22 protein-coding genes are annotated in these 22,918 nt (G+C 70.5%); 17 read left to right on the top strand and 5 right to left on the bottom strand.

What is annotated here, in order from left to right; all coding sequences use genetic code 11:
- Positions 1-11: 11 nt before the first annotated feature.
- Positions 12-1,226 carry a hypothetical protein gene (locus EDF23_RS19385; protein WP_165901194.1) on the bottom strand — a complete coding sequence of 405 codons (1,215 nt, stop codon included), beginning with the start codon at positions 1,224-1,226 and terminating at the stop codon, positions 12-14.
- A gap of 281 nt (positions 1,227-1,507) precedes the next feature.
- Here EDF23_RS19385 and EDF23_RS18050 point away from each other — a divergent pair, with 281 nt between their 5' ends.
- A complete protein-coding gene (locus tag EDF23_RS18050; protein ID WP_123293920.1) occupies positions 1,508-3,775 on the top strand; it encodes a polyribonucleotide nucleotidyltransferase in 2,268 nt (755 codons plus the stop codon).
- A 69-nt stretch (positions 3,776-3,844) separates the two neighbouring features.
- Here the strand turns inward: EDF23_RS18050 and EDF23_RS18045 are convergent, their stop codons facing one another.
- Positions 3,845-4,372: a YbhB/YbcL family Raf kinase inhibitor-like protein gene (locus tag EDF23_RS18045; RefSeq protein ID WP_123313522.1), complete on the bottom strand. Its 528-nt coding sequence runs from the start codon at positions 4,370-4,372 to the stop codon at positions 3,845-3,847.
- Positions 4,373-4,620: 248 nt separating this feature from the next.
- On the opposite strand from EDF23_RS18045, the gene EDF23_RS18040 reads away from it, so the two are divergent.
- Positions 4,621-5,586, top strand: a complete 966-nt coding sequence (locus EDF23_RS18040; protein WP_131878622.1) for a ferritin-like domain-containing protein — start codon at positions 4,621-4,623, stop codon at positions 5,584-5,586.
- 254 nt (positions 5,587-5,840) lie between these two features.
- On the opposite strand, the gene EDF23_RS18035 is transcribed toward EDF23_RS18040, so the two are convergent.
- Positions 5,841-6,488, bottom strand: coding sequence for a TetR/AcrR family transcriptional regulator (locus tag EDF23_RS18035; protein ID WP_131922660.1), 648 nt, complete (start codon positions 6,486-6,488; stop codon positions 5,841-5,843).
- Between the two features lie 246 nt (positions 6,489-6,734).
- Here EDF23_RS18035 and EDF23_RS18030 point away from each other — a divergent pair, with 246 nt between their 5' ends.
- Positions 6,735-8,069 carry a pitrilysin family protein gene (locus EDF23_RS18030; protein ID WP_123938811.1) on the top strand — a complete coding sequence of 445 codons (1,335 nt, stop codon included), beginning with the start codon at positions 6,735-6,737 and terminating at the stop codon, positions 8,067-8,069.
- Between the two features lie 8 nt (positions 8,070-8,077).
- On the top strand, positions 8,078-8,680 hold the full coding sequence (locus tag EDF23_RS18025) for a histidine phosphatase family protein (RefSeq protein WP_111084585.1): 603 nt from the start codon (positions 8,078-8,080) through the stop codon (positions 8,678-8,680).
- Here the strand turns inward: EDF23_RS18025 and EDF23_RS18020 are convergent.
- Positions 8,677-9,168, bottom strand: coding sequence for a GNAT family N-acetyltransferase (locus EDF23_RS18020; protein WP_131922659.1), 492 nt, complete (start codon positions 9,166-9,168; stop codon positions 8,677-8,679). The two genes, EDF23_RS18025 and EDF23_RS18020, sit on opposite strands and share 4 nt — an antisense overlap.
- A 23-nt stretch (positions 9,169-9,191) precedes the next feature.
- Here EDF23_RS18020 and dapB point away from each other — a divergent pair, with 23 nt between their 5' ends.
- Both dapB and EDF23_RS18010 read left to right on the top strand, forming a co-directional pair.
- On the top strand, positions 9,192-9,938 hold the full coding sequence (gene dapB / locus EDF23_RS18015) for a 4-hydroxy-tetrahydrodipicolinate reductase (RefSeq protein WP_243648978.1): 747 nt from the start codon (positions 9,192-9,194) through the stop codon (positions 9,936-9,938).
- A 64-nt stretch (positions 9,939-10,002) separates the two neighbouring features.
- Positions 10,003-10,413 (top strand): tetratricopeptide repeat protein, encoded by a 411-nt coding sequence (locus EDF23_RS18010; RefSeq protein ID WP_131845484.1) that lies wholly within the window; start codon positions 10,003-10,005, stop codon positions 10,411-10,413.
- Positions 10,414-10,420: 7 nt separating this feature from the next.
- On the opposite strand, the gene EDF23_RS18005 is transcribed toward EDF23_RS18010, so the two are convergent.
- The gene (locus tag EDF23_RS18005; protein WP_131922657.1) at positions 10,421-11,341 is read right to left on the bottom strand and encodes a TIGR01777 family oxidoreductase; all 921 of its coding nucleotides are present in this window, start codon (positions 11,339-11,341) and stop codon (positions 10,421-10,423) included.
- A 38-nt stretch (positions 11,342-11,379) separates the two neighbouring features.
- On the opposite strand from EDF23_RS18005, the gene EDF23_RS18000 reads away from it, so the two are divergent.
- The 11 genes from EDF23_RS18000 to EDF23_RS17950 all read left to right on the top strand — a co-directional run bounded on the left by EDF23_RS18000 (position 11,380) and on the right by EDF23_RS17950 (position 22,895).
- On the top strand, positions 11,380-12,210 hold the full coding sequence (locus EDF23_RS18000; protein ID WP_131922656.1) for a thymidylate synthase: 831 nt from the start codon (positions 11,380-11,382) through the stop codon (positions 12,208-12,210).
- A complete protein-coding gene (locus EDF23_RS17995) occupies positions 12,210-12,719 on the top strand; it encodes a dihydrofolate reductase (RefSeq protein ID WP_131922655.1) in 510 nt (169 codons plus the stop codon). The genes EDF23_RS18000 and EDF23_RS17995 overlap by 1 nt, the downstream gene beginning before the upstream one ends.
- A gap of 248 nt (positions 12,720-12,967) precedes the next feature.
- Positions 12,968-13,945: a 4-hydroxy-tetrahydrodipicolinate synthase gene (dapA, locus tag EDF23_RS17990; RefSeq protein ID WP_131922654.1), complete on the top strand. Its 978-nt coding sequence runs from the start codon at positions 12,968-12,970 to the stop codon at positions 13,943-13,945.
- 49 nt (positions 13,946-13,994) lie between these two features.
- Positions 13,995-15,671, top strand: a complete 1,677-nt coding sequence (locus tag EDF23_RS17985; RefSeq protein ID WP_123341033.1) for a ribonuclease J — start codon at positions 13,995-13,997, stop codon at positions 15,669-15,671.
- Between the two features lie 119 nt (positions 15,672-15,790).
- A complete protein-coding gene (locus EDF23_RS17980; RefSeq protein ID WP_131922653.1) occupies positions 15,791-18,700 on the top strand; it encodes a DNA translocase FtsK in 2,910 nt (969 codons plus the stop codon).
- Complete coding sequence (gene pgsA, locus EDF23_RS17975; protein WP_131878721.1) at positions 18,697-19,365, top strand: CDP-diacylglycerol--glycerol-3-phosphate 3-phosphatidyltransferase; 669 nt, start codon at positions 18,697-18,699, stop codon at positions 19,363-19,365. Before EDF23_RS17980 ends, pgsA begins: the two co-directional genes overlap by 4 nt.
- 50 nt (positions 19,366-19,415) lie before the next feature.
- Positions 19,416-19,907 (top strand): CinA family protein, encoded by a 492-nt coding sequence (locus EDF23_RS17970; protein ID WP_131922680.1) that lies wholly within the window; start codon positions 19,416-19,418, stop codon positions 19,905-19,907.
- A gap of 154 nt (positions 19,908-20,061) precedes the next feature.
- Positions 20,062-20,370, top strand: a complete 309-nt coding sequence (locus tag EDF23_RS17965) for a helix-turn-helix transcriptional regulator (RefSeq protein WP_027464765.1) — start codon at positions 20,062-20,064, stop codon at positions 20,368-20,370.
- Between the two features lie 93 nt (positions 20,371-20,463).
- A complete protein-coding gene (locus tag EDF23_RS17960; protein ID WP_111084594.1) occupies positions 20,464-20,688 on the top strand; it encodes a DUF3046 domain-containing protein in 225 nt (74 codons plus the stop codon).
- A 282-nt stretch (positions 20,689-20,970) separates the two neighbouring features.
- Positions 20,971-22,032 carry a recombinase RecA gene (gene recA, locus EDF23_RS17955; protein WP_131922652.1) on the top strand — a complete coding sequence of 354 codons (1,062 nt, stop codon included), beginning with the start codon at positions 20,971-20,973 and terminating at the stop codon, positions 22,030-22,032.
- Complete coding sequence (locus EDF23_RS17950) at positions 22,029-22,895, top strand: regulatory protein RecX (RefSeq protein ID WP_131922651.1); 867 nt, start codon at positions 22,029-22,031, stop codon at positions 22,893-22,895. Before recA ends, EDF23_RS17950 begins: the two co-directional genes overlap by 4 nt.
- Positions 22,896-22,918: the final 23 nt, after the last annotated feature.

Genomic DNA, 22,918 nt, shown 5'->3' with positions numbered 1-22,918 from the left:
AGCGGTCGTGCTCAGTACCAGTGCGGGTTGACGCTCATCTCGTGGCCCCACGCACCGCACGGCGACCCGTACGCGCTCTTGATGTAGGCGAGTCCCCAGTTGATCTGCGTGTTCGCGTTCGTCCGCCAGTCCGCCCCGGCCGCCGACATCTTGTCAGCGGGCAGGGACTGCGGGATGCCGTAGGCGCCGCTCGAGGCGTTCAGCGCGTTCGCCCGCCAGCCGGACTCCTGCGTCCACAGCGACACCAGGCAGGAGAACTGGTCGTCGCCCCAGCCGTACGAGCCCAGGGCGCTCCGCGCGTAGGCCTGCGCGGCCGCGGGGTCCACGACGACACCGCCGGTGCTCGGGTAGCTCGTGCCCGTACCGCCGCCGGCGTTGGTGCTCCCGCCGCTGCCGGTGTCGGCGCTCGCCGAGGCTGCTGCCGCCGCCTGTGCCGCGGCGGCCGCCGCACGCTTGCGCTGCTGTTCGGCCTTCTGCGCCGCGACCTTCTGCCCGAGCTCGTACCCGGCGGCCTGCTTCGCGGTGGTGTCCCGGAGCGACGCGAGCTGCGCGTACAGCTCGTCGCTGTGCTGCTCGGTCGACTCGACCGCGGCGTTCGCCACGGCCTCGGCGGACTTCGCCGCCGCGGACCGTTCCTCGGCCGCCTGCGCACGCGTCGCGCGTTCGGTCTCGGCGCGTTCGGCCTGTTCGTGCAGTGACGATGCCGTGCCGGCCGCGACGGACGCCTCGTCCATCACGCCGGACCACGTGGACGACAGCTGGTCGAGCGCGCCCAGCTGGTAGAGCAGCTGGTCGGGGTTCCCCGCGGTCGCGATCCGGGTGGTCATCTGGTTCGTGCTGCCGTCGCGGTACAGGTTCGCCGCCAGCTGCCCGGCGCGTGTCTGCGCACGCTCGGCCGTCTCGGACGCGCGGTGCGCCTGGGCCTGGAGGCTCGTGGCGGCCTGGGTGGCCTCCGCCAGCTCCGCCTCGGCCGCGTCCGCCTTCGACGAGGCCGTCAGCGCGGCCTGCGACTTCGCCGCTGCTTCGTCCTGCGCCGACTGCAGCGCGGCCTGCACCTTGGTGACCTCGGCGCGCTTGGCGGTCTCGTTCCCCTTGGCCTGTTGCACGTCCTGCCAGGTCGGGTACTCCGTCGCGGACGCCGGGACAGCGGTGAGGACCGGGGCGACGAGCGCGCCGACGACCACGGCGGCCGCGACGAGCACGCCCCGCGAGGGGGTGAGACGCATGGCAGCAGGTTACCGAGGCTCGCCCGGCCGTCAGCGAGCCGCGCCGCCGATTCCCTGTGGACTGGTAAAGTCCATCGTGTCCGAGGACCGTTTCCCCGGATGTTCGACACAACACTGCGCAGGCCGGGCACGGAGCTGGTCATCGGTGGTGGCTCGCGGGCCGGAACGGTTTCCCGAGTGCTTCTACTGCTGGCCAGACATGCGTCCGGAACGATCGGCGCGCACGCACCATCGAGTGCCGTCGCCACGGCCTGCCGAACACACATCAAGGAGGCACCCTTTTGGAGGGTCCCGAGATCAAGTTCGCCGAAGCCGTCATCGACAACGGCAAGTACGGCAAGCGCACCGTCCGGTTCGAGACCGGTCGGCTCGCACAGCAGGCGCAGGGCGCGGTCGCCGCGTACCTCGACGAGGAAACGATGCTCCTCTCGGCCACCAGCGCCGGCAAGCACCCGCGTGAAGGATTCGACTTCTTCCCGCTGACCGTCGACGTCGAGGAGCGCTCCTACGCCGCCGGCAAGATCCCCGGTTCGTTCTTCCGCCGCGAAGGCCGCCCGTCGACCGAGGCCATCCTGGTCTGCCGACTCATCGACCGGCCGCTGCGCCCGTCGTTCGTCGACGGCCTGCGCAACGAGGTCCAGATCGTCATCACCGTCCTGAGCATCGCTCCGGACGAGTTCTACGACGCGCTGGCCATCAACGCCGCGTCCGCGTCGACGCAGATCTCCGGTCTGCCGTTCTCCGGCCCGATCGCCGGTGTGCGCCTCGCGCTGATCGGCGAACAGTGGGTCGCGTTCCCGAAGGCATCGCAGCTCGCCGACGCCGTCTTCGACCTCACGGTCGCCGGCCGTGTCGTCACCGACGAGGCGGGCAACGAGGACGTCGCCATCATGATGGTCGAAGCCGAGGCCACCGAGCACAGCTGGGAGCTCATCCAGGGCGGCGCCACCAAGCCCGACGAGGCCGTCGTCGCGCAGGGTCTCGAGGCGGCCAAGCCGTTCCTCAAGTCCCTCGTCGACGCCCAGGCGAAGCTCGCCGCGCAGTCCGCCAAGGAGATCCAGGACTACCCGGTCTTCCCGCCGTACGCGCCCGAGGTCTACTCGGCCGTCGAGGCCATCGCGCTCTCCGAGCTCGGTGACGTCTACAAGATCGCCGCCAAGACCGAGCGCCAGGACGCCGACGACGCACTCAAGTCGCGCGTCAAGGAGGCCATCGCGGCGAAGGTGTCGGCGGGCGAACTGCCCGACGTCGCCAACTCGCAGGTCAGCGCCGCGTACAAGTCGGTCACGAAGAAGGTCGTCCGCGGCCGCATCCTGACCGAGCAGGTCCGCATGGACGGTCGCGGCCTCGCCGACATCCGTCCGCTCGACGCCGAGGTCGCCGTGATCCCGCGCGTCCACGGTTCGGCGATCTTCCAGCGCGGCGAGACGCAGATCCTCGGCGTCACCACGCTGAACATGCTCAAGATGGAGCAGCAGATCGACTCGCTGTCGCCCGTCACGAAGAAGCGCTACCTGCACCACTACAACTTCCCGCCCTACTCGACCGGTGAGACCGGCCGTGTGGGTTCGCCGAAGCGTCGCGAGATCGGGCACGGCTTCCTCGCCGAGCGCGCCCTCGTGCCGGTGCTGCCGACGCGTGAAGAGTTCCCGTACGCCATCCGTCAGGTCTCCGAGGCGCTCAGCTCCAACGGCTCGACCTCGATGGGTTCCGTCTGCGCCTCGACCCTCTCGCTGCTCAACGCCGGTGTGCCCCTCAAGGCCCCGGTCGCCGGCATCGCGATGGGTCTGGTGTCCGACACCGTCGACGGTCAGACCCGCTACGCGGCGCTGACCGACATCCTCGGTGCCGAGGACGCCCTCGGCGACATGGACTTCAAGGTCGCCGGTACCTCGGAGTTCGTCACCGCGATCCAGCTCGACACCAAGCTCGACGGCATCCCGTCGACGGTGCTCGACGCGGCGCTGAAGCAGGCCAAGGAGGCCCGCTCGGCCATCCTCGGTGTGCTGAACGAGGCGATCGACGCCCCCGACGAGATGGCGGACACCGCTCCTCGCGTCATCTCGGTGCAGATCCCCGTCGACAAGATCGGCGAGCTGATCGGCCCGAAGGGCAAGACGATCAACGGCATCCAGGACGAGACCGGTGCCGACATCTCGATCGAGGACAACGGCACCGTCTACATCGGTGCCGTCGACGGACCGTCGGCCGAGGCCGCTCGTGCGTCGGTCAACGCGATCGCGAACCCGACCAACCCGGAGATCGGGGACCAGTTCCTCGGCACCGTCGTGAAGATCGCCACGTTCGGCGCCTTCGTGTCGCTGCTCCCGGGCCGTGACGGTCTGCTCCACGTCTCCGAGGTGCGCAAGCTCGCCGGTGGCAAGCGTGTGGAGAACGTCGAGGACGTCCTGGGCGTCGGCCAGAAGGTCCTGGTCGAGGTCACCAAGGTGGACGACCGCGGCAAGCTGTCGCTCGCGCCGGTCGTCGCCGAGGAATCGGACACCGACTCCAGCGGTGCCCGCGAGGAGTCGACGGACGCCACCGTCTGATCCACCCCTGGCACACGAACGGCCGTCGTCCCTTCCGGGGCGGCGGCCGTTCGTCGTTGCGGGGTCGCCCTACGCGGCGGGGGTCTCCTGCGTGCCGACGAGCTGCGCGCGGCCGAGCAGGTGCTCACGCAGCACGAACCCGACGACCGCGGGGGTGGCGTCGGCCGGCGCCTCGAGCAGCGGCACGTCGAGGGCGCTCAGCGTGAAGAAGTAGCGGTGCACGCCGTGGCCCGCGGGCGGAGCGGCGCCGAGGAACGTGTCGGTGCCGAACTCGTTGCGACGGCGCAGGGCCTCGGCCGGCAGTAGGGCGTCGTCGGTGCCGGCGCCGGCGGGCAGCGAGGTCGCCGAGCCCGGGATGTCGGTCAGGCTCCAGTGCCAGAAGCCCGAGCCGGTCGGAGCGTCGGGGTCGTACACGGTGAGCACGAAGCTCTTCGTGCCCTCGGGAGCGCCGGACCACTCGAGCGCGGGGGAGCGGTCCTCGCCACCCGCGTCGGTGCCGCGCGCCGAGGTCGGCAGCTCGCCGCCGTCGGTGAAGTCGGGGCTGGTCAGGGTGAACGAGGGGACCTCGGGGAGGTTCCAGTTGGGGTCGTTGGCCATGCGCCCAGCCAACACCCGCAGCCTCGGCGGCCGCCCGACGCGGCGGCCCGACGCGACCGCCCGACGCGGCCGCCCGATGCGGTGACCCTGTCCGAACTCCGCCGAATGACCGGGAACGGTGGAGGCGCCCCCCTGTTCGGGGGTATCTTCGCCGCACGATCGACCATCCCGCCGATCGCGGCTCGACCGACCCGTTTCCCTGCAGCGTCGGTGGGGTCCCGTGCTGCCAGCACGACATGAGGACAACGATGTTCGACAAGCGTTTCATCCACCACGCCATCGATCGCAGCGCCGAGAACGCGCTCGACCGACGACGGTTCTTCGCAGCCGCCGGCGTCGCCGGCGCCTCAGCCGGCATCGCCGCGCTCGGCTCGTCGGTGCTCACCACCGACCGCGCCGCCGCCACCCCGGAAGAGGACGGTGCCGTCTCCGACGCCGCAATCCTCAACTTCGCCCTGAACCTCGAGTACCTCGAGGCCGAGTTCTACCTGCGTGCCGTGTTCGGCGCGGGCCTCGCCGACAGCATGATCACCGGCATCGACCCGCAGGGGCCGGTGATCGGTGGCAAGAAGGTGCCGTTCAAGACCGCGGCCATCCGCGGCATCGCCACCGAGATCGCGAACGACGAGCGCGCGCACGTGGCGTTCCTCCGATCCGCCCTCGGCGGTGCGACGGTCTCACGTCCGAAGATCGACCTCGTGTCGAGCTTCACCGCGGCGGCGCGCGCTGCGGGTGTGGTCGGTCCGACCGGCACCTTCGACCCGTTCGCCAGCGAGGAGAACTTCCTGCTCGGGGCGTACATCTTCGAGGACGTCGGGGTCACCGCCTACAAGGGGGCAGCGCCGCTCATCACCAGCAAGACGTACCTCAGTGCCGCGGCGGGCATCCTCGCCGTCGAGGCCTACCACGCCGGGATCATCCGGTCGAAGCTCTCGGACAAGGGGCTGCAGGTGCCGGCGAACAAGATCTCCGACGCCCGCGACTCGCTCGACGGTCCGACCGACGACGACCAGGGGGTGACGACCCGGTCGGGAGCGGTGAACCTCGTGCCGACGGACTCGAACTCGCTCGCCTACGGCCGCACCGCGGAGCGTGTCCTGAACGTGGTGTTCCTGAACCCGAACCAGATCGACAAGGGCGGGTTCTTCCCGGACGGCGTCAACGGGTCGATCGTCTCGAGCGGCAACCCCGGGAGTGCCACCGGACCGGCCTGATCCGCGCGACGCGACCGGTCGCGGTGAGCGCGACCACAGTGCGGACGGGAGGCACGGTGCCAGCTGGCACCGTGCCTCCCGTCCGCTCGTGGTCGCGCCGGGCTGGCGCCGACGGCTGACGCGACAAGGTCGACGTCGTACGACGTCGAGGCTGTCGTTCGTGCGCGCCTGCGACTGTTGCGGCCGCGGTGGAGCGACAAAGCTGACGTCGTACGACATCGGGGGTGTCGTTCTGCGTCGACGGCAGCCGGGCGTCAGGCGGCGAGGACGCGGTCGACGACGCGACCGAGCGCTGCCGTCGCCGCGATGGCGTCACCGGCGTAGGCGCCGGCCATCGCACCGTCGCGCGCGAGCATGAGCTCGTCGGCACCGTCGCCCGGCAGCTGGTGGCCGGACTCCTGCAGCAGGGTGGCGAGCCGGTCGGTGTACCAGTCGCGGTGGGTGGCGACCACCTCGCGCACGGGGTCGCGGGGGTCGTGGTACTCGGCGGCGGCGTTGAGGAACGCGCACCCGCGGAAGTCGGGGTCGTTGACCTCGTCCACCAGGGCCGCGACCCACGCGCGGACCGCTGCGGCGGAGGAGCCGGCGTCGGTGACGAGCTGTTCCAGGCGTTCCTGCACGCGCTCGTGCTGCGTGCGGATGTAGGCGAGGATCAGGTTGTCCTTCGACCCGTAGTGCTTGTAGAACGTCGCCTTCGTGACGCTCGCCTCGGAGATGAGGCGGTCGACGCCGACGCTGTGGATGCCCTCTTCGTAGAAGAGTCGCGTGGCCGTCTCGAGGATGCGGACCTTCGCGCCGCCGGAGCGGGGAGTCGGGGGGACGCTCGACCCGTCCGGCGACGCGAGGTTCGTGCTCGGACCAGGGAGACGCTGGACGGCCGGTTGGGGGGAATCGACCGTCACAGCGTGGCTCCTTGGTTCATCGGCTCCGCGACCGAGTGGGGGGACTCGTGGCCGCGAGGACTGATGTCCCGAGCCGCCGGATCGGAACTTAGGGGGGCTTTCGATCCGGCGTGAACGACTGTACCACAAGGAGGACAGACAGACGAGTCGGTCTGTCCGCAATTTCTGTACCCCTCTTCGAGTGACAGTCCGTGGGCCTGTGGAAACTGGGCGGTGGGCTCCGGAGCATCAGTAGGCTCGTCTGCGATGAACCAGCCAGTGCCACTGCCGCTCGGGGCCCCGGACACGTCCTTCCTGACGTCCGGAGGAGCCTTCGTCCGCCGCACCGTGCTGCCGTCGGGTGTCCGGGTGCTGACCGAAGCCGTGCCCGGTGCCGCTTCGACGAGCATCGGGTTCTGGGTCGGCGTCGGTTCGCGCGACGAACGCGACGGCCAGTTCGGATCGACCCACTTCCTCGAGCACCTGCTGTTCAAGGGCACCGAGACCCGGTCGGCGCTCGACATCGCGATCGCGTTCGACTCGGTCGGCGGCGAGCACAACGCCGCGACGGCCAAGGAGTACACCTGCTACTACGCACGGGTCCGGGACGCCGACGTCCCGATGGCCGTGCAGGTCATCGGTGACATGGTGACCGGCTCGGTGCTCGACCCGGAGGCGTTCGCCGTCGAGCGCGGCGTCATCCTCGAAGAACTCGCGATGGCCGCCGACGACCCGGCCGATGTCGCGGGTGAAGCGTTCTTCGCCGCGGCCTTCGGCGGACACGCGCTCGGCCGCCCGATCGGCGGGACCCCGGACAGCATCCGCGCGGTCCAGCGGGACGAGGTCCTGGCCCACTACCGCGAGCACTACGCACCGAACGGCATCGTCGTGACCGCCGCCGGTGCCGTCGACCACGACCGGTTCTGCGACGCCGTCGCCGCGGTGTTCCACGACGCCCCGCCCGCCGAGCCGCTCGCGCGCCGGACGCCGCAGACCGTGGCCGACCCCATCGAGCCCAAGCTGTCGGTGGTCCACCGTCCGACGGAACAGGTCAGCATGCTGCGCGGCTCGCAGGGACTCGACCTGCGCGACGACCGCCGGCCGTCCCTCAGCGTCCTGAACGCCGTGCTCGGCGGGGGCATGAGCTCCCGGCTCTTCCAAGAGGTCCGCGAGCGACGCGGCCTCGCCTACGCGGTGTCGTCCTTCGCGCCCGCCTACCTCGACAACGGCGCCTTCGGCGTCTACGCGGGCTGTGCGCCCGACAACGTCCCCGGGGTCATCGAGATCATCGACGCCGAGTTCCGCCGCATGGTGGACGACGGCATCACCGACGACGAGCTCCGCCGTGCCAAGGGCCAGATCGAGGGCGCCCTGACGCTCTCGCTCGAGGACTCCGACGCCCGGATGACCCGCCTCGGCCGGTCCGAGCTCGGCACCGGGGAGTACACCGACCTGTCGACCGCACTGGAGCGTGTCGACCGGGTCACCACCGACGGCGTGCTCGAACTCGCCCGCGACCTCCTGACCCGCCCGACGATCACGTCGGTGGTCGGGGCGGTGCAGCAGGACGAGCTCGCCGCAGCGATCGGGATGGGCAGCTGAGCACGGACATGTCGCACTACCTGTACCTCGTCCGGCACGGCGAACACCAGGACGCCGAGCACGGCCTCCGCGACGGCAAGCTGTCGGAACGCGGCAAGCGCCAGGCCATGCTCGTCGCCGACCGTCTCGGCGGGCTGCCGTTCGACGGCGTGTACCACTCCCCGTTGGAGGCCCCCAGCGAGACCGCCGCGTTCCTGGCGCAGCGACTGCCGTCGATCCAGCCCGAACCGTCGACGCTGCTGTTCGACTGCGTCCCCTCCGGCCCGACCCCGGACATGCCGCACGCCTACCAGGGCTGGTACGGCGGCGTCACGGAAGAGGAGATCATCGCCGGCCAGGCGCAGATGGGCGACGCCGTCTCCGAGTGGTTCACCCCGGCGCGCGAGGACCGGCACGACCTGCTCATCACCCACAACGCCGTGATCGGCTGGTTCGTGCGCGAGGCGTTCCAGGCGCCCGAGTGGCGCTGGATGGGCACGAACGTCGCGCACACCGCGCTCACGATCATCCGGATCCGTTCCGCGAAGCCGGCCGAGGTGGTCGCGCTGAACGACCTGGCCCACCTGCCGGTGGAGCTCCGCACCGGGCTGCCGGTCGACCAGCCCGTCTAGCGGGAGACCGGCTTGCGGTACCAGGCGGTCGCGTTCGGGTTGTCGTTGAACGGCGCGACACGCTCGTAACCCCGGCTGCGGTACATCGCGCCCGCCGCGACGAGCGAGTCGTTCGTGTCCAGCACGATGCTCGTCGCCCCCAGCGCGGCGCCTTCCCGTTCGAGCGCGTCCATCAGCGCCGTGGCCACGCCCTTGCCCCGTCCCGCCGGGGCGACGAAGACGTGCTTGACCTCGAACCGGACGTCCGTGGTGGTCGCGTCGGGGTCGTCCGCGATCCGCCGAAGGCCGCCGCAGCCGACCGCGACCCCGCCGTCGTACGCCACCGCGAAGACCCCGTTCGGCGGCGTGAACTCCGCCGCCGGGGTGCGCTTCCGCGAGTACGCGCCCTGCGCACTGGGGAACGTCGCCTCGCGCTCGTCGAGGTACGCGTCGAGCAGGACGTCGACCTCGGGCAGATCGGCCGGCACGGTCCTGACCTCGACTGACATGCGTCGATCCTAGGATGGACCGCATGGTCACTCCCGTCGCCGTCGTCGGCGCCACCGGTCGTCTCGGGGGCCTCGTGGCCTCCGTCGTCGAGGAACTCCCGGAGTTCGAGCTCGTCGCCCGCCTGTCGTCGAAGGACGGTGCCCACGAAGCACCGCCGTCGGTGTTCGGCGGTGCCGAGCTCGTCGTGGACGTGACGGTGCCGGCGCTCAGCCCCGCGATCGTCGAGAACGCGCTGTCGAGCGGGGCGAACGTCCTCGTCGGCACGTCCGGGTGGTCCGCCGACCGTCTCGCGAAGCTCCGCACCGCCCTGCAGGAGCGTCCCGACCAGGGCGTCCTCGTGGTGCCGAACTTCTCGATCGGGTCGGTGCTCGGCACCCACCTCGCCACCATCGCGGCGCCGTGGTTCCCCTCCGTCGAGATCGTCGAGACGCACCACGCCGGCAAGATCGACTCGCCGTCCGGCACCGCGGTGCGCACCGCCGAGCTCATCGCCGAGGCCCGTCGCGACGTCGGCCCGGTCGAGGCCCCGCACGTCGACCAGCGTGCCCGCGGCCAGCAGGTGGCGAGCGTGCCGATCCACTCGCTCCGGCTGCCCGGGGTGAAGGCCGTGCAGGACGTCCTGCTCAGCGGCCCCGGCGAGACCCTGACGATCCGGCACGACACCAACGACGACGTCGCCTACGTCGCCGGGATCCGTGCGGCGTTGTCCGCCCTCGGATCCGCCCGCGGGCTCACCGTGGGCCTCGGCAGCGTCCTCGGCATCGGCTGACCCGGTGGGACGTGCAGCGCGGGCCGGCCGCGCGATCCGGTCGCCGTTCTGGGGCGCAGCGCTGATGACCCTGCTGTTGGCGCTCTACATCGTGCTCGTCGGGCAGCGGGCCGTGGCGTTCATCGCCACGGGCATCCCGATCGGGATCGGCATCGGCGTCGCCCTGTTCGTCGTCGCCGCGATCGGGGCGCTGCTGCTCGTGCTCGAGTTCCGCTTCGGCATCCGGATCACCCGGCTCGGATCCCGGCTCGAAGCCGAGGGCGGCGCACCGGAGGACGTCGTGCCCGTGCGTCCGTCCGGGCGTCCGACGCGCGAGGCCGCCGACGAGCTCTTCCCGCAGTACAAGGCCGCCGTCGAGCAGAACCCGGCGGACTGGCGCGCCTGGTACCGGCTCGGGGTCGTCTACGACGCCGCGGGCGACCGCAAGCGCGCTCGAGCCGCGATGCGCACGGCCCTGTCGCGATCGAGCGCCTGAGACCCGGTCAGAGGACCGCGTCGACGGCGTCCACCGCACGCGTGTACCGGAACACGTAGCCGGACTCGAGCAGCTTCGTCGGCACCATCCGCTGACTCGACAGCAGCATCTCGTCGGCGGCGTCCTGCAGCGCCAGGCGCAGCGCGAACTCCGGGATCCGGAACAGGTACGGCCGGTGCAGGTCCTCGGCGACGCGCTTCGTGATGCGGTCGGCGACGACGGCTTCCGGCCCGGCGAGGTTGACCGGTCCGCTGACACCGGACGCCGACGGGCTCGTCGCCAGGTGCACGATCGCCCCGACCTCGTCCTCGAGTGCGATCCACGGCCAGTGCTGCCCGCCGGTGCCGAGGCGACCGCCGAGCCCTGCCCGGGTGAGCGGGATGAGGGGTGCGAGCGCGCCGCCGCCCTCGCCGATCACGATGCCCGTGCGCAGGGTCACCACACGGACGCCGTCCGGGGCAGCGTTCGCCGCGGATTCCCACGCGGTGCAGACCTCGGCGAGGAACCCGGTGCCGGGCGCCGCGTCGTCCTGCAGGACGTCCGCCGGGCGGTCGCCGTACACGCCGGACGCCGATCCGGACAGGAACAGCGCCGGGGGAGTGCTGGCGTGTCGCATGGCCTCGACCAGGGTGTCGGTCGCGTCGACGCGGGAGCGCCGGATCTCCTCGCGGTACTTCGCGGTCCAGGGCAGCTTGCCGATGTTCGCCCCCGCCAGGTTGATCACCACGTCGGCACCGTCGACGATGGCCGGGTCGAGCGGCCGGCGACCCGGAGCCCAGCGGAACTCGGTGGCCGTGTGCGGCTCGCGCCGGACGAGCGTGGTCACGTGGTGGCCCGCCTCGCGCAGCGCGCGGACGAGCGGGGTGCCGATGAAACCGGACGCGCCGGCGATCAGGATCGAGAGGGGCTCTGCCGCCGTGTCTGCCATGCCGGCAACGCTACTCACGCCGACGTAGGCTTCTGTGTGTGAGCGACAGCGAGACCGTGCAGCCCGACCCCACCGTGCCGACCCCGTACGAGGACCTGCTCCGCCGGGTCCTGACCGAGGGCACGCCGAAGGGTGACCGCACCGGCACCGGGACCCGCAGCCTGTTCGGCGCGCAGCTCCGCTACGACCTGTCGAAGGGCTTCCCGCTCGTGTCCACGAAGCGCGTGCACTTCAAGTCGATCGCGTACGAGCTGCTCTGGTTCCTACGCGGCGACGGCAACGCCACCTGGCTGCAGGAGCACGGTGTCCGGATCTGGAACGAGTGGGCGGACGAGGACGGCGACCTCGGCCCCGTCTACGGCGTGCAGTGGCGCTCGTGGCCGACCCCGTCCGGCGAGCACGTCGACCAGATCGCCCAGGTCATCGACCAGATCCGCAAGAACCCGGACAGCCGCCGGCTCATCGTCTCGGCGTGGAACGTCGCCGAGATCCCGGACATGGCGCTCGCACCGTGCCACGCGTTCTTCCAGTTCTACGTCAACGACGGCAAGCTCTCGTGCCAGCTCTACCAGCGCAGCGCCGACATGTTCCTCGGCGTCCCCTTCAACATCGCGTCGTACGCGCTGCTCACCCACATGATCGCCGCGCAGACCGGGCTCGAGGTCGGCGACTTCGTCTGGACCGGCGGCGACTGCCACGTCTACGACAACCACGTCGAGCAGGTCGAGGAGCAGCTGTCTCGCACGGCGTACGCCCTGCCGACGCTCGAGCTCGCGCCGCGCGACTCGATCGACGACTACGAGTACGAGGACTTCACCGTCGTCGGCTACCACCACCACCCGGCGATCAAGGCCGCGGTCGCCGTCTGATGATCGGCATGGTCTGGGCCCGGTCGACCGACGGGGTCATCGGGGCCGACGGCGGCATGCCCTGGCACGTGCCCGAGGACCTCGCGCACTTCAAGCAGGTCACCGGCGACGCCACGGTGCTCATGGGCCGTCGCACCTGGGAGTCCCTGCCGGAACGCTTCCGCCCGCTGCCCGGTCGGCGCAACGTGGTGCTCACCCGCGACGCGTCCTGGACCGCCGACGGCGCCGAGGTCGTGCACGACCTCGCGACCGCGCTCGACGGTGCCGACGGTGCCGACGGTGCCGCCAGCCCCGTCTGGGTCATCGGCGGCGGCCAGGTCTACGCCGCGGCGCTGGACCGTGCCGACCGGGTGTCCGAGACCGTCATCGACGTCGACGTGCCCGGCGACACCGTCGCACCGACGCTCGGCGAGTCGGCCGGCTGGACGCTCACCGACGAGGGCCCGTGGCAGGTGTCCCGCACCGGGACCCGTTACCGCTTCCTCGAGTGGCGCCACAGCAGCGCCTGAGCGTGCGGGCGCCGCGTCGGTGTGCGCCGCGCGCCCCCGTGCGGGCGCCGCGCCCCGAAGAGTCGGGGCGCGAAGACCGCAGCGGGGCGCAGCTGGCGCGGAACCAGGTTCCGGACACCGCCGGGCGCGCGCGACACCGGGCGTGAGCGGCAGGACGGACGCGATCCGGGCCTCCCGTCCGCGCCGCAGGCAGGCGACCGTCCACCCGGACGGCGGCCATCGCGCCCATCCCCGGTACGCTGGTGCCCGTGTCCCCGCGTGAGAATCCCTTCGGTCAGGTCCTCGTCGCCCTCGTGACCCCGTTCACGGCCGACGGTGAGGTCGACTGGCCCGGCGTCGAGCAGCACATCGACGACTGCATCACCGCCGGCGCCGACGGCATCGTCGTCACCGGGACGACCGGCGAGACCAGCACCCTGACCGACCCCGAGAAGCTCCGTCTGGTCGAGGTCGGCAAGTCCGTCGCCGCCGGCCGCGCGAAGATCATCACGGGTGGCGGGTCGAACGAGACCGCGCACGCGATCCACCTGTACAAGCAGAGCGAGAAGGCCGGCGCGGACGGTGTGATGATCGTCACGCCGTACTACAACAAGCCGACCCAGTCGGGGGTGCTCACCCACTTCCGGATGATCGCCGACGCCACCGACCTGCCGGTGATCCTGTACGACATCCCGGGGCGCACCGGCATCCCGATCACGTACGAGACGATCGTGCGGGCGTCGCACCACCCGAACATCCTCGCCGTGAAGGACGCCAAGGGCGACTTCGCCGAGGTGTCCCGCGTGCTCAACAACACCGACCTCATGTACTTCTCCGGCGACGACACCAACGTGCTCCCGCACCTGTCGATCGGCGCGACGGGCCTGATCGGCGTCACCGCGAACATCACGAGCATGCCGTACCGCACCATCATCGACGCCGTGAACCGCGGCGACCTGGCGACCGCCACCGCCGAGCACAAGCGCGTCGAGCCGCTCGTCCGCGCCGTGATGACCCACGTGCCCGGCACGGTCGCGGCGAAGTACATCCTGCACGGGCTCGGCCGCATCGGCAGCCCGCGCGTCCGTCTGCCGCTCGTCGGCCCCGAGGACGCCGAGGCGTACGCCATCGAGACCTCGCTCGAAGCCGTGCGCGACGTGCCCGGCGCCGACTTCTCGAACTTCCGCCCCGACCGCAACGCTGCGGCCGGCGGCGCACTACCAAAGGTGCCAGGCACCACCCGCTAGCGAACACCGCGGCGCGCTCCTCGCGCGTCGCCTGAATCCGTAGGACCGAATGCCCACACAAGTCTCCACACCGCAGCCGCTCGAACCCGGCACCCTCCGCGTCATCCCCATCGGGGGACTCGGCGAGATCGGTCGCAACATGACCGTCTACGAGTACGAGGGCAAGCTGCTCATCGTCGACGCCGGCGTGCTCTTCCCCGAGGAGCACCAGCCCGGGGTCGACCTGATCCTGCCGGACTTCGCGCCGATCCGTGACCGTCTCGACGACGTCCTCGGTGTCGTACTCACGCACGGCCACGAGGACCACATCGGCGCCGTGCCGTACCTGCTGAAGCTCCGCGACGACATCCCGCTGATCGGCTCCACGCTGACCCTCGCGCTCGTCGAGGCGAAGCTCAAGGAACACCGGATCAAGCCGTACACGCTCGTCGTGGCCGAGGACCAGACCGAGCAGCTCGGCCCGTTCCACCTCGAGTTCGTGGCCGTGAACCACTCCATCCCGGACGCCCTCGCCGTCTCGATCACGACCCCCGCCGGTCGTGTCCTGCACACGGGTGACTTCAAGATGGACCAGCTCCCGCTGGACGACCGCATCACCGACCTCCGTGCGTTCGCCCGTCTGGGCGAGGCCGGCGTCGACCTGTTCCTGCCGGACTCGACCAACGCCGACGTGCCGGGCTTCACCGCTCCGGAGCGCGACATCGGCCCGGTCCTCGAGAACATCATCACGCGCGCCCGCAAGAAGGTCGTCGTGGCGAGCTTCTCGTCGCACGTGCACCGTGTGCAGCAGGTCCTCGACGCCGCCGCGGCCGCGAACCGCAAGGTCGCGTTCATGGGGCGCTCGATGATCCGCAACATGACCATCGCCGCCGACCTCGGCTACCTCCGCGTGCCCGAGAACGTCCTCATCGACACGAAGAAGGCGAAGAACGTCCCCGACGACCAGATCGTCTACATGTCGACGGGGTCGCAGGGCGAGCCGATGGCCGTGCTCGCGCGCATGGCGAACCTCGAGCACCAGATCGAGATCGGCGAGGGCGACACCGTCATCCTCGCCTCGTCGCTGATCCCGGGCAACGAGAACGCCGTGTACCGCGTCATCGACGGGCTGACGAAGCTCGGCGCGAAGGTCGTGCACAAGGGCAACGCCAAGGTGCACGTCTCCGGACACGCCTCGGCCGGCGAACTGCTCTACTGCTACAACATCCTGCGTCCGCGCAACGTCCTGCCCGTGCACGGCGAACACCGCCACCTGTACGCGAACGCCGACCTGGCGATCCAGACGGGTGTGCCGCCGCGCAACGTGATCCTCGGGCAGGACGGCATCGTCGTCGACCTGAAGGACGGCGTCGCGACGGTCGCCGGGCAGCTCGACATCGGCTACGTGTACGTCGACGGCTCGACCGTGGGCGAGATCACCGACGCCGACCTCAAGGACCGCCGCGTGCTGTCCGAAGAGGGCTTCATCTCGGTCTTCGCCGCGGTGGACTTCACCACCGGCCAGTGCGTCATCGGCCCGGAGATCCAGTCGCGCGGCTTCGCCGAGGACGACTCCGTGTTCGACGACGTCCGTCCCCAGATCGCCAAGGCGATCGCCGAGGCGGCCGCCAACGGCACGCGCGACTCGCACGCGTTCGCGCAGGTCGTCCGCCGTACGGTCGGCCGCTGGGTCAACACCAAGCACCGTCGTCGTCCGATGATCGTCCCGGTGGTCATCGAGGCGTAGCGCGTCAGTCGCGTCAGTCGCGTTCATCGCGGTCGACCGGGAGGCCCGTCCAGCGTCCGTCACGGATGCTGCGGCGGGCCTCCCTTGGTTTGTCCTGAGTGGGGATTAGGGTTCTGCCCATGGCCGGAGGCACCAAGTCGACCACGCGCTCGCGCGCGTCCACGTCGTCCCGTGGGAACGGGACGCGCGGTTCGTCGCGCACCCAGGCCACGACGAAGAAGCTGCCGCAGGCGGCACCGACACCGGTGTTCCGCGAGCAGAACCCGCTCGTGACGTTCTGGCTCGCGATGGCGCACGGCGTCGGCGCGATGTTCCGACTGCTCGGCAAGGAGTCCCTCGAGAAGGACCAGCGGCGTGACGGGTTCCCGTTCCTGCTGTTCGTGCTGGCCATCGCCGGTGCGGTCGTCGAGTGGCTCAACCCGACGAACGGGGTGTCGGTCGCCCTCGACGCGTACACGTTCGGCGGGCTGTTCGGCCGGTTGGCGTTCGCTCTGCCGGTGATCATGATCGTCTTCGCCGGATGGCTGTTCCGGCACCCGGCCTCGGTGCACGACAACACCCGGATCGGCATCGGCCTCGGGATCCTGCTCGTCGCGATCGCCTCGCTCTGCCACGTCTTCGGCGGGCAGCCGAGCGCAGCGGACGGCATGCCCGCCCTGGCTGCGGCCGGCGGTGTGCTCGGCTGGGTCGTGATCGGCTGGCTCGTCACGATCGCGACCGCCTGGGTCGCGGTCCCGGTGGCGATCGTGCTGCTCGTGCTCTCCCTCTTCATCATCACCAAGACGCCGCCGAACAAGGTCGGGCGTCGGCTGCACGAGCTCTACGCGTACCTGTTCGGAGCGCCGGCCCCGGCCGCCGAGCCCGAGGTCGAAGCGGCAGCAGCGGCACCCGCCGCCCGAACCAAGACGACCAAGCGCGGCAAGAAGGGCGACACCGACTTCCAGCTGTTCGACGACCTCGGCTTCGGCGAGGAGCAGGCCGCTGCCGACGGTGACGCCGGCGGCGACAACGTGCCGTGGTGGCGGCGGAACAAGTCCGGGCGCGAAGAGGACCCGGCGTACGACAGCCCCGTCCTGCCCCCGGCCACCGGTGTCGCACCGACGGCCCCGCCCGCCGCGGCGGCTGCACCCGCTGCCCCGGTGGGCAACCCGAACGCGGGCGCTGCGGCCGGTCTCGTGGACCTGACACCGGCCGAACCCGCGTCGGTCAACCTCAACGACTCCGTCGAACAGGACCTGCAGGTCGCCGAGCAGGCCCTGCGGGACTTCGGCACCGACGTCCCCGCGCGTCCGGAGCCGACCGCGGCGATCCGCCCCGCGGTGCCCGACGTGGTCGCGGCACCCCTCGTCGAGGACCCGGTCGTCGACGAGCCCGAGGAATTCTCCGCGGCGGCGACCGACGACGACCCGTCGAAGCCGTACCGCCTGCCGGCCGCCACCACCCTGAGCTCCGGCACCCCCTCGGTCGCTCGCAGCCAGGCGAACGACGACATCGTCGCCGCCATCACCGGCGTGCTGACGGAGTTCAAGGTCGACGCGAAGGTCACCGGGTTCTCCCGCGGTCCGACGGTCACCCGCTACGAGATCGAGCTCGGCCCGGGTGTCAAGGTCGAGCGCGTCACGGCGCTGTCGAAGAACCTGTCGTACGCGGTGGCCTCCAACGAGGTCCGGATCCTCTCGCCGATCCCGGGCAAGAGCGCCATCGGTGTCGAGATCCCGAACTCCGACCGCGAGATCGTGTCCCTCGGCGACGTGCTGCGCTCGAACGCGGCGCGGAAGTCGAAGCACCCGATGACGATCGGCGTCGGCAAGGACGTCGAGGGTGGCTTCGTCGTCGCGAACCTGGCGAAGATGCCGCACCTGCTCGTCGCCGGTTCGACCGGTTCCGGCAAGTCGGTCTTCATCAACTCGATGATCACGTCGCTGCTCATGCGGGCGAAACCGTCCGAGGTCCGCATGGTCCTGGTCGACCCGAAGCGCGTCGAGCTCTCGATCTACGCGGGTGTCCCGCACCTCATCACGCCCATCATCACGAACCCGAAGAAGGCGGCCGAAGCGCTGCAGTGGGTCGTGAAGGAGATGGACATGCGGTACGACGACCTGGCGTCGTTCGGGTTCCGCCACGTCGACGACTTCAACAAGGCGATCGAGAACAACGAGATCGTCCTGCCCGCCGGCAGCGAGCGGAAGCTCAAGCCGTACCCGTACCTGCTCGTCGTCGTCGACGAGCTCGCGGACCTCATGCTCGTCGCCCCGCGCGACGTCGAGGAGTCGATCGTCCGCATCACCCAGCTCGCCCGTGCCGCCGGCATCCACCTGGTGCTCGCGACGCAGCGCCCGTCGGTGGACGTCATCACCGGCCTGATCAAGGCGAACGTGCCGTCCCGCATCGCCTTCGCGGTGACGAGCGTCACGGACTCCCGCGTCATCCTCGACCAGCCCGGCGCGGACAAGCTCATCGGTCAGGGCGACGCGCTCTTCCTGCCGATGGGGTCGTCGAAGTCCCTGCGCGTGCAGGGAGCGTGGGTGCAGGAGGGCGAGGTCGCCGAGGTCGTCCAGCACGTCACCCGCCAGGCCCAGCCCGAGTACCGCCAGGACGTCCAGGCCGTGGTCGAGCGCAAGGAGATCGACGCCGACATCGGCGACGACCTCGAACTGCTGCTCGCGGCGGTCGAACAGGTCGTCTCGACGCAGTTCGGCTCGACCTCGATGCTGCAGCGCAAGCTCCGGGTCGGCTTCGCCAAGGCCGGTCGCCTGATGGACCTGATGGAGTCCCGCGACATCGTCGGGCCGTCCGAGGGGTCGAAGGCCCGGGACGTGCTCGTCACCACCGACCAGCTGCCCGCGGTGCTCGCGAAGCTCCGCGGCGAGGAGCCGCCGGCTGCTCCGGCGCCCGTGGCCCCCGTGCCCGGCCCGAGTGACGACGGCGATCGCTACGGCGCCGACCCCGTGGGCGACATGACCCGCGGGTACGATGAAGTGCACGACGAGCCCGATGAGGACGCGTGGGGACTGACGGGCAGGGAGTGAAGGCGATGACCGCCTCGGACGGCACGGAGACGACGGACGGCGCCACGACACACGGCGCGAAGTTCCCCTGGCGCGGGCGACTGCTCCGCAAGGGTCCCGGCCCGGCATCGACGGCGAACGTCGCGAACATCATCACCGTGGTGCGCATCCTCATGGCGCCGCTGTTCTTCGTGCTGCTCCTCACCGACGCCGGCGACGACGGCCCGCTGCGCATCTGGGCGGCGATCGTCTTCGTCGTCGCGATCGTGACCGACAGCGCCGACGGCATCATCGCCCGGCGGCAGAACCTGGTCACCGACTTCGGCAAGCTCGTCGACCCGATCGCCGACAAGGTCCTGATCGGCGGCGCGCTCGTCGCCCTGTCGATCCTGCTCGAGCTGCCCTGGTACGTGACGGTGCTCATCATGGTGCGCGAGATCGGCATCACGGTGTTCCGCTTCGCGGTGCTGTCGGACCGGGTGATCCCGGCCAGTCGTGGCGGCAAGATCAAGACCGTGCTGCAGGCCGTCGCCCTGACGTCGGCACTCTTCCCGTGGTGGGAGCTCGTCGGTGACTGGGCGCACTGGGTGAACGTGGTGCTGATGAGCGCCGCCTTCCTGGCGACCGTGCTCAGCGGCATCGACTACCTGTACCAGGCGTGGAAGCACAACCGGACCACCGCGTGACGCAGGCCGACGACGCGACCGGCGCCGTGCCTCCCGGTCCTGCCGACACGATCGACGCGATCGCGCAGCACCTGGTCGCCGACCTGACGCGTCGCGGGGAGACCGTCGCCGTGGCGGAGTCGCTCACCGGCGGGTTGGTGGTGTCGACGCTCGTCGGTGTTCCGGGGGCGAGCGCCGTGGTGCGCGGGGGAGTCGTGGCCTACGCGACGCCCGTCAAGCACACCGTGCTCGGGGTGTCGTCGGCGTTGCTGGCGGCCAACGGGGCCGTCGATCCCGAGGTCGCGCGGCAGATGGCGGCCGGTGTCCGCATCGCGCTGTCCGTCGACGGTGAGCCGGCGACGTGGGGAATCAGCACGACCGGTGTCGCCGGGCCGGACCAGCAGGACGGCAAGCCGGTCGGCACCGTCTACGTCGGCATCGCGTCGGCGGACGGCGCCACTGCCTGGGAACTCCACCTCGACGGGGACCGCGGTGCAATCCGCACGGCGTCCGTCTCCGAACTCCTGACACGGATGTCGTCCGTGGTCCGGGGCCGGGAATAGGTCCCGTTTCCACTGGGTTACATCTCACGCAATCTCCAGCAGGACGGCAGCCAGCCTGGTTAGCATGCTTCAACCGGCAACGCTAAAGTTGCTGAACCCGAACTCGATCCTCCGGATCGGGCGGGCGCGGAGACGACAGAGAGGAGGAGTTCTCATGGTTCTCGTTCGTCAGGAAATCGGCGATGTGCTTCGGGACTTCCGCTTGCAGAAGGGCCGGACCCTCCGTCAGGTCGCGTCCAAGGCCAGTGTGGCTCTCGGGTACCTCAGTGAGGTCGAGCGTGGTCAGAAAGAGGCCAGCTCGGAGATCCTCGCGTCCGTCGCGGATGCGCTGGACACCCCCATCTCCACGATCATGCGCGAGGTGGGCGACCGCCTCGCGATCGTCGAGGGACTCACTCCCGTCCCCGACACGCTCCCGGACGACCTCGTCGCCGAGTTCGACAACGACCTCGCGGTGCGCTGAGCGCCTCGCACTGACCGCCCCCGCCGGAACCTCCCGGCGGGGGCGTTCTGCGTCCGGGGCGCTGTGTGTTCGGGGACGCTTTAGGCTTGTCGGATGCGGGTGAGTGAGTTCTGGCGTGCCGTCGACCAGGTGTTCGGCGAGGCCTACGGGTCCGTGGTCAGCCGTGACGTCGTGCTCGAGGACCTCGGTGGCCGCTCGGCCGTGGACGCCCTCGCCGCCGGCATCGACGCCCGCCGGGTGTGGGACGCCCTCTGTGACTCGCAGGACGTCCCGCTCGACCGGCGGCACGGCAAGGGGTTGGCCGAGCCGCAGAACTGAGGCGGCAGCGCTCGGTCGCGCCGCCGCCACCGCCCGAAACTGTGTTCGGCGTGTTGCTCGAACGGGTGTTCGATCGGTGGTACGTTCCTCCACAGCGGCGTCGCCCGGGTGCTCCATCCACAGATCGCGTGACCGTCGGCAGTGATGTCGGTGGCCAGTCATAGGTTGATGGACATCGGGAACAGCCCGAAGCCTTGTCGCAGAACCATCGGCCTTGCACCACCGGCCGGCGTGGACGCGACAGCCTACAGGCGGCCGAACACGAGCACGAAGGAGCACCCCATGCCATCACCGGCAGACCGCGAAAAGGCCCTCGAGACCGCACTCGCACAGATCGACAGGCAGTTCGGCAAGGGTGCGATCATGCGCCTCGGTTCGGACGAACGCGCCCCCGTCAACGTCATCCAGACCGGGTCGGTGGCGCTCGACGTCGCGCTCGGCATCGGGGGACTGCCCCGCGGCCGCATCGTCGAGATCTACGGCCCGGAGTCCTCGGGCAAGACGACCCTCACCATCCACGCCATCGCCAACGCCCAGCGCGCCGGTGGCATCGCGGCCTTCATCGACGCCGAGCACGCGCTCGACCCGGAGTACGCCAAGAAGCTCGGTGTCGACATCGACGCCCTGCTCGTGTCGCAGCCGGACACCGCCGAGCAGGCGCTCGAGATCGCGGACATGCTCGTCCGCTCCGGCTCGATCGACCTCATCGTGATCGACTCGGTCGCAGCACTGGTGCCGCGCGCCGAGATCGAGGGCGAGATGGGTGACTCCCACGTCGGTCTGCAAGCCCGCCTCATGTCCCAGGCGCTGCGCAAGCTCGCCGGTGGGCTGAACCAAACGCAGACCACGATGATCTTCATCAACCAGCTGCGCGAGAAGATCGGCGTGTTCTTCGGTTCCCCGGAGACCACCTCGGGCGGTAAGGCACTGAAGTTCTACGCGTCCGTCCGCCTCGACATCCGTCGCATCGAGACGCTCAAGAGCGGCACCGACGCGGTGGGCAACCGCACGCGTGTCAAGGTCGTCAAGAACAAGATGGCGCCGCCCTTCAAGCAGGCCGAGTTCGACATCCTGTACGGCGTCGGCATCTCGCGCGAAGGCTCGCTGCTCGACTTCGGTGTCGACCACGGCATCGTCAAGAAGTCGGGTGCCTGGTACACCTACGACGGCGACCAGCTCGGGCAGGGCAAGGAGAACTCGCGTTCCTTCCTGATCCAGAACCCCGACACCGCGGCTGAGATCGAGGGCAAGATCCTCGCCAAGCTCGGTGTCGGTGGTGCCAAGGCGGATGAGGCTCCGGTCGAGTCGATCGCGCCGAAGCTCGCGGAGCGCAAGGGCGCGTGAGCACCGACCACGACGACGACGGCCTCGCACCGGTCACCGACCTGTTCGGTGCGAGGTCCCGTCGTCGGGCCCCGGCAGCTGCGGAGCCCACCCCCGAACCCGAGCAGACGGTGCCCAGCATTCCGGAGCCCGTGCTCGAAGACGATGCGGACACCCCCGTCCCGTTGCCCATCCGCGGGCCGCGTGCACAGGCCGACTGGGTCTCGCCGGTCATCGGCGACGGTTCCGGCCGGACCGCGCGGGCCGAGCAGGACGGCTACGACGACGACGGGGCGGACGCCACGACGGCGTCGGTCTTCTCGATCGCCGGTGGCGAAGAACTCGACCCTGCGGATGCTCCGCGTCCCCTGGACGAGCAACGCGCCGACGCCGAGCGGCTCAGCATGCGGGCGCTCGGCCGCAAGGGCGTGAGCGAGTCCGAGATGCGGACACTGCTCACCCAGCAGGACCTCGACCCCGACGTGGTCGAGCACGAGATCGAACGCCTGACCCGCGTCGGGCTGCTCGACGACGTCGCCCTCGCCACCGACCTGGTGGACCGCTTGCACGCCCGCAAGGGTCTGGGGCGGCAGGGCGTGATCACCGAGTTGCGTCGTCGTGGCATCGACCAGATCGCGATCGACACCGCGCTCGACGAAGCCGCCGATGACGAGGACGACGAGTTCATCCGCGCCCAGGAGCTCGCCGACAAGCGTGCGCCGCAGATGCGTGGGCTCGACCGTGCGACCGCCGAGCGTCGGTTGTCGGGGTTCCTGATGCGCAAGGGCTACGGCTCGGGCGTGGTGCGGATCGCCGTCCAGCGGGCCCTCGACGGCGGCGGACGCCGCCCTCCGACGGGCCGCGGGACCGTGCGCTTCGAGTAGTCGCCCCGACCTACACTGGGACG

Origin of the sequence: Curtobacterium sp. PhB128 (assembly GCF_004340725.1) — a bacterium.
In the GTDB taxonomy this organism is placed as follows: domain Bacteria; phylum Actinomycetota; class Actinomycetes; order Actinomycetales; family Microbacteriaceae; genus Curtobacterium.
Note: the sequence above shows the minus strand (reverse complement) of the source record. Positions and strands in the feature narration are given on the sequence as shown.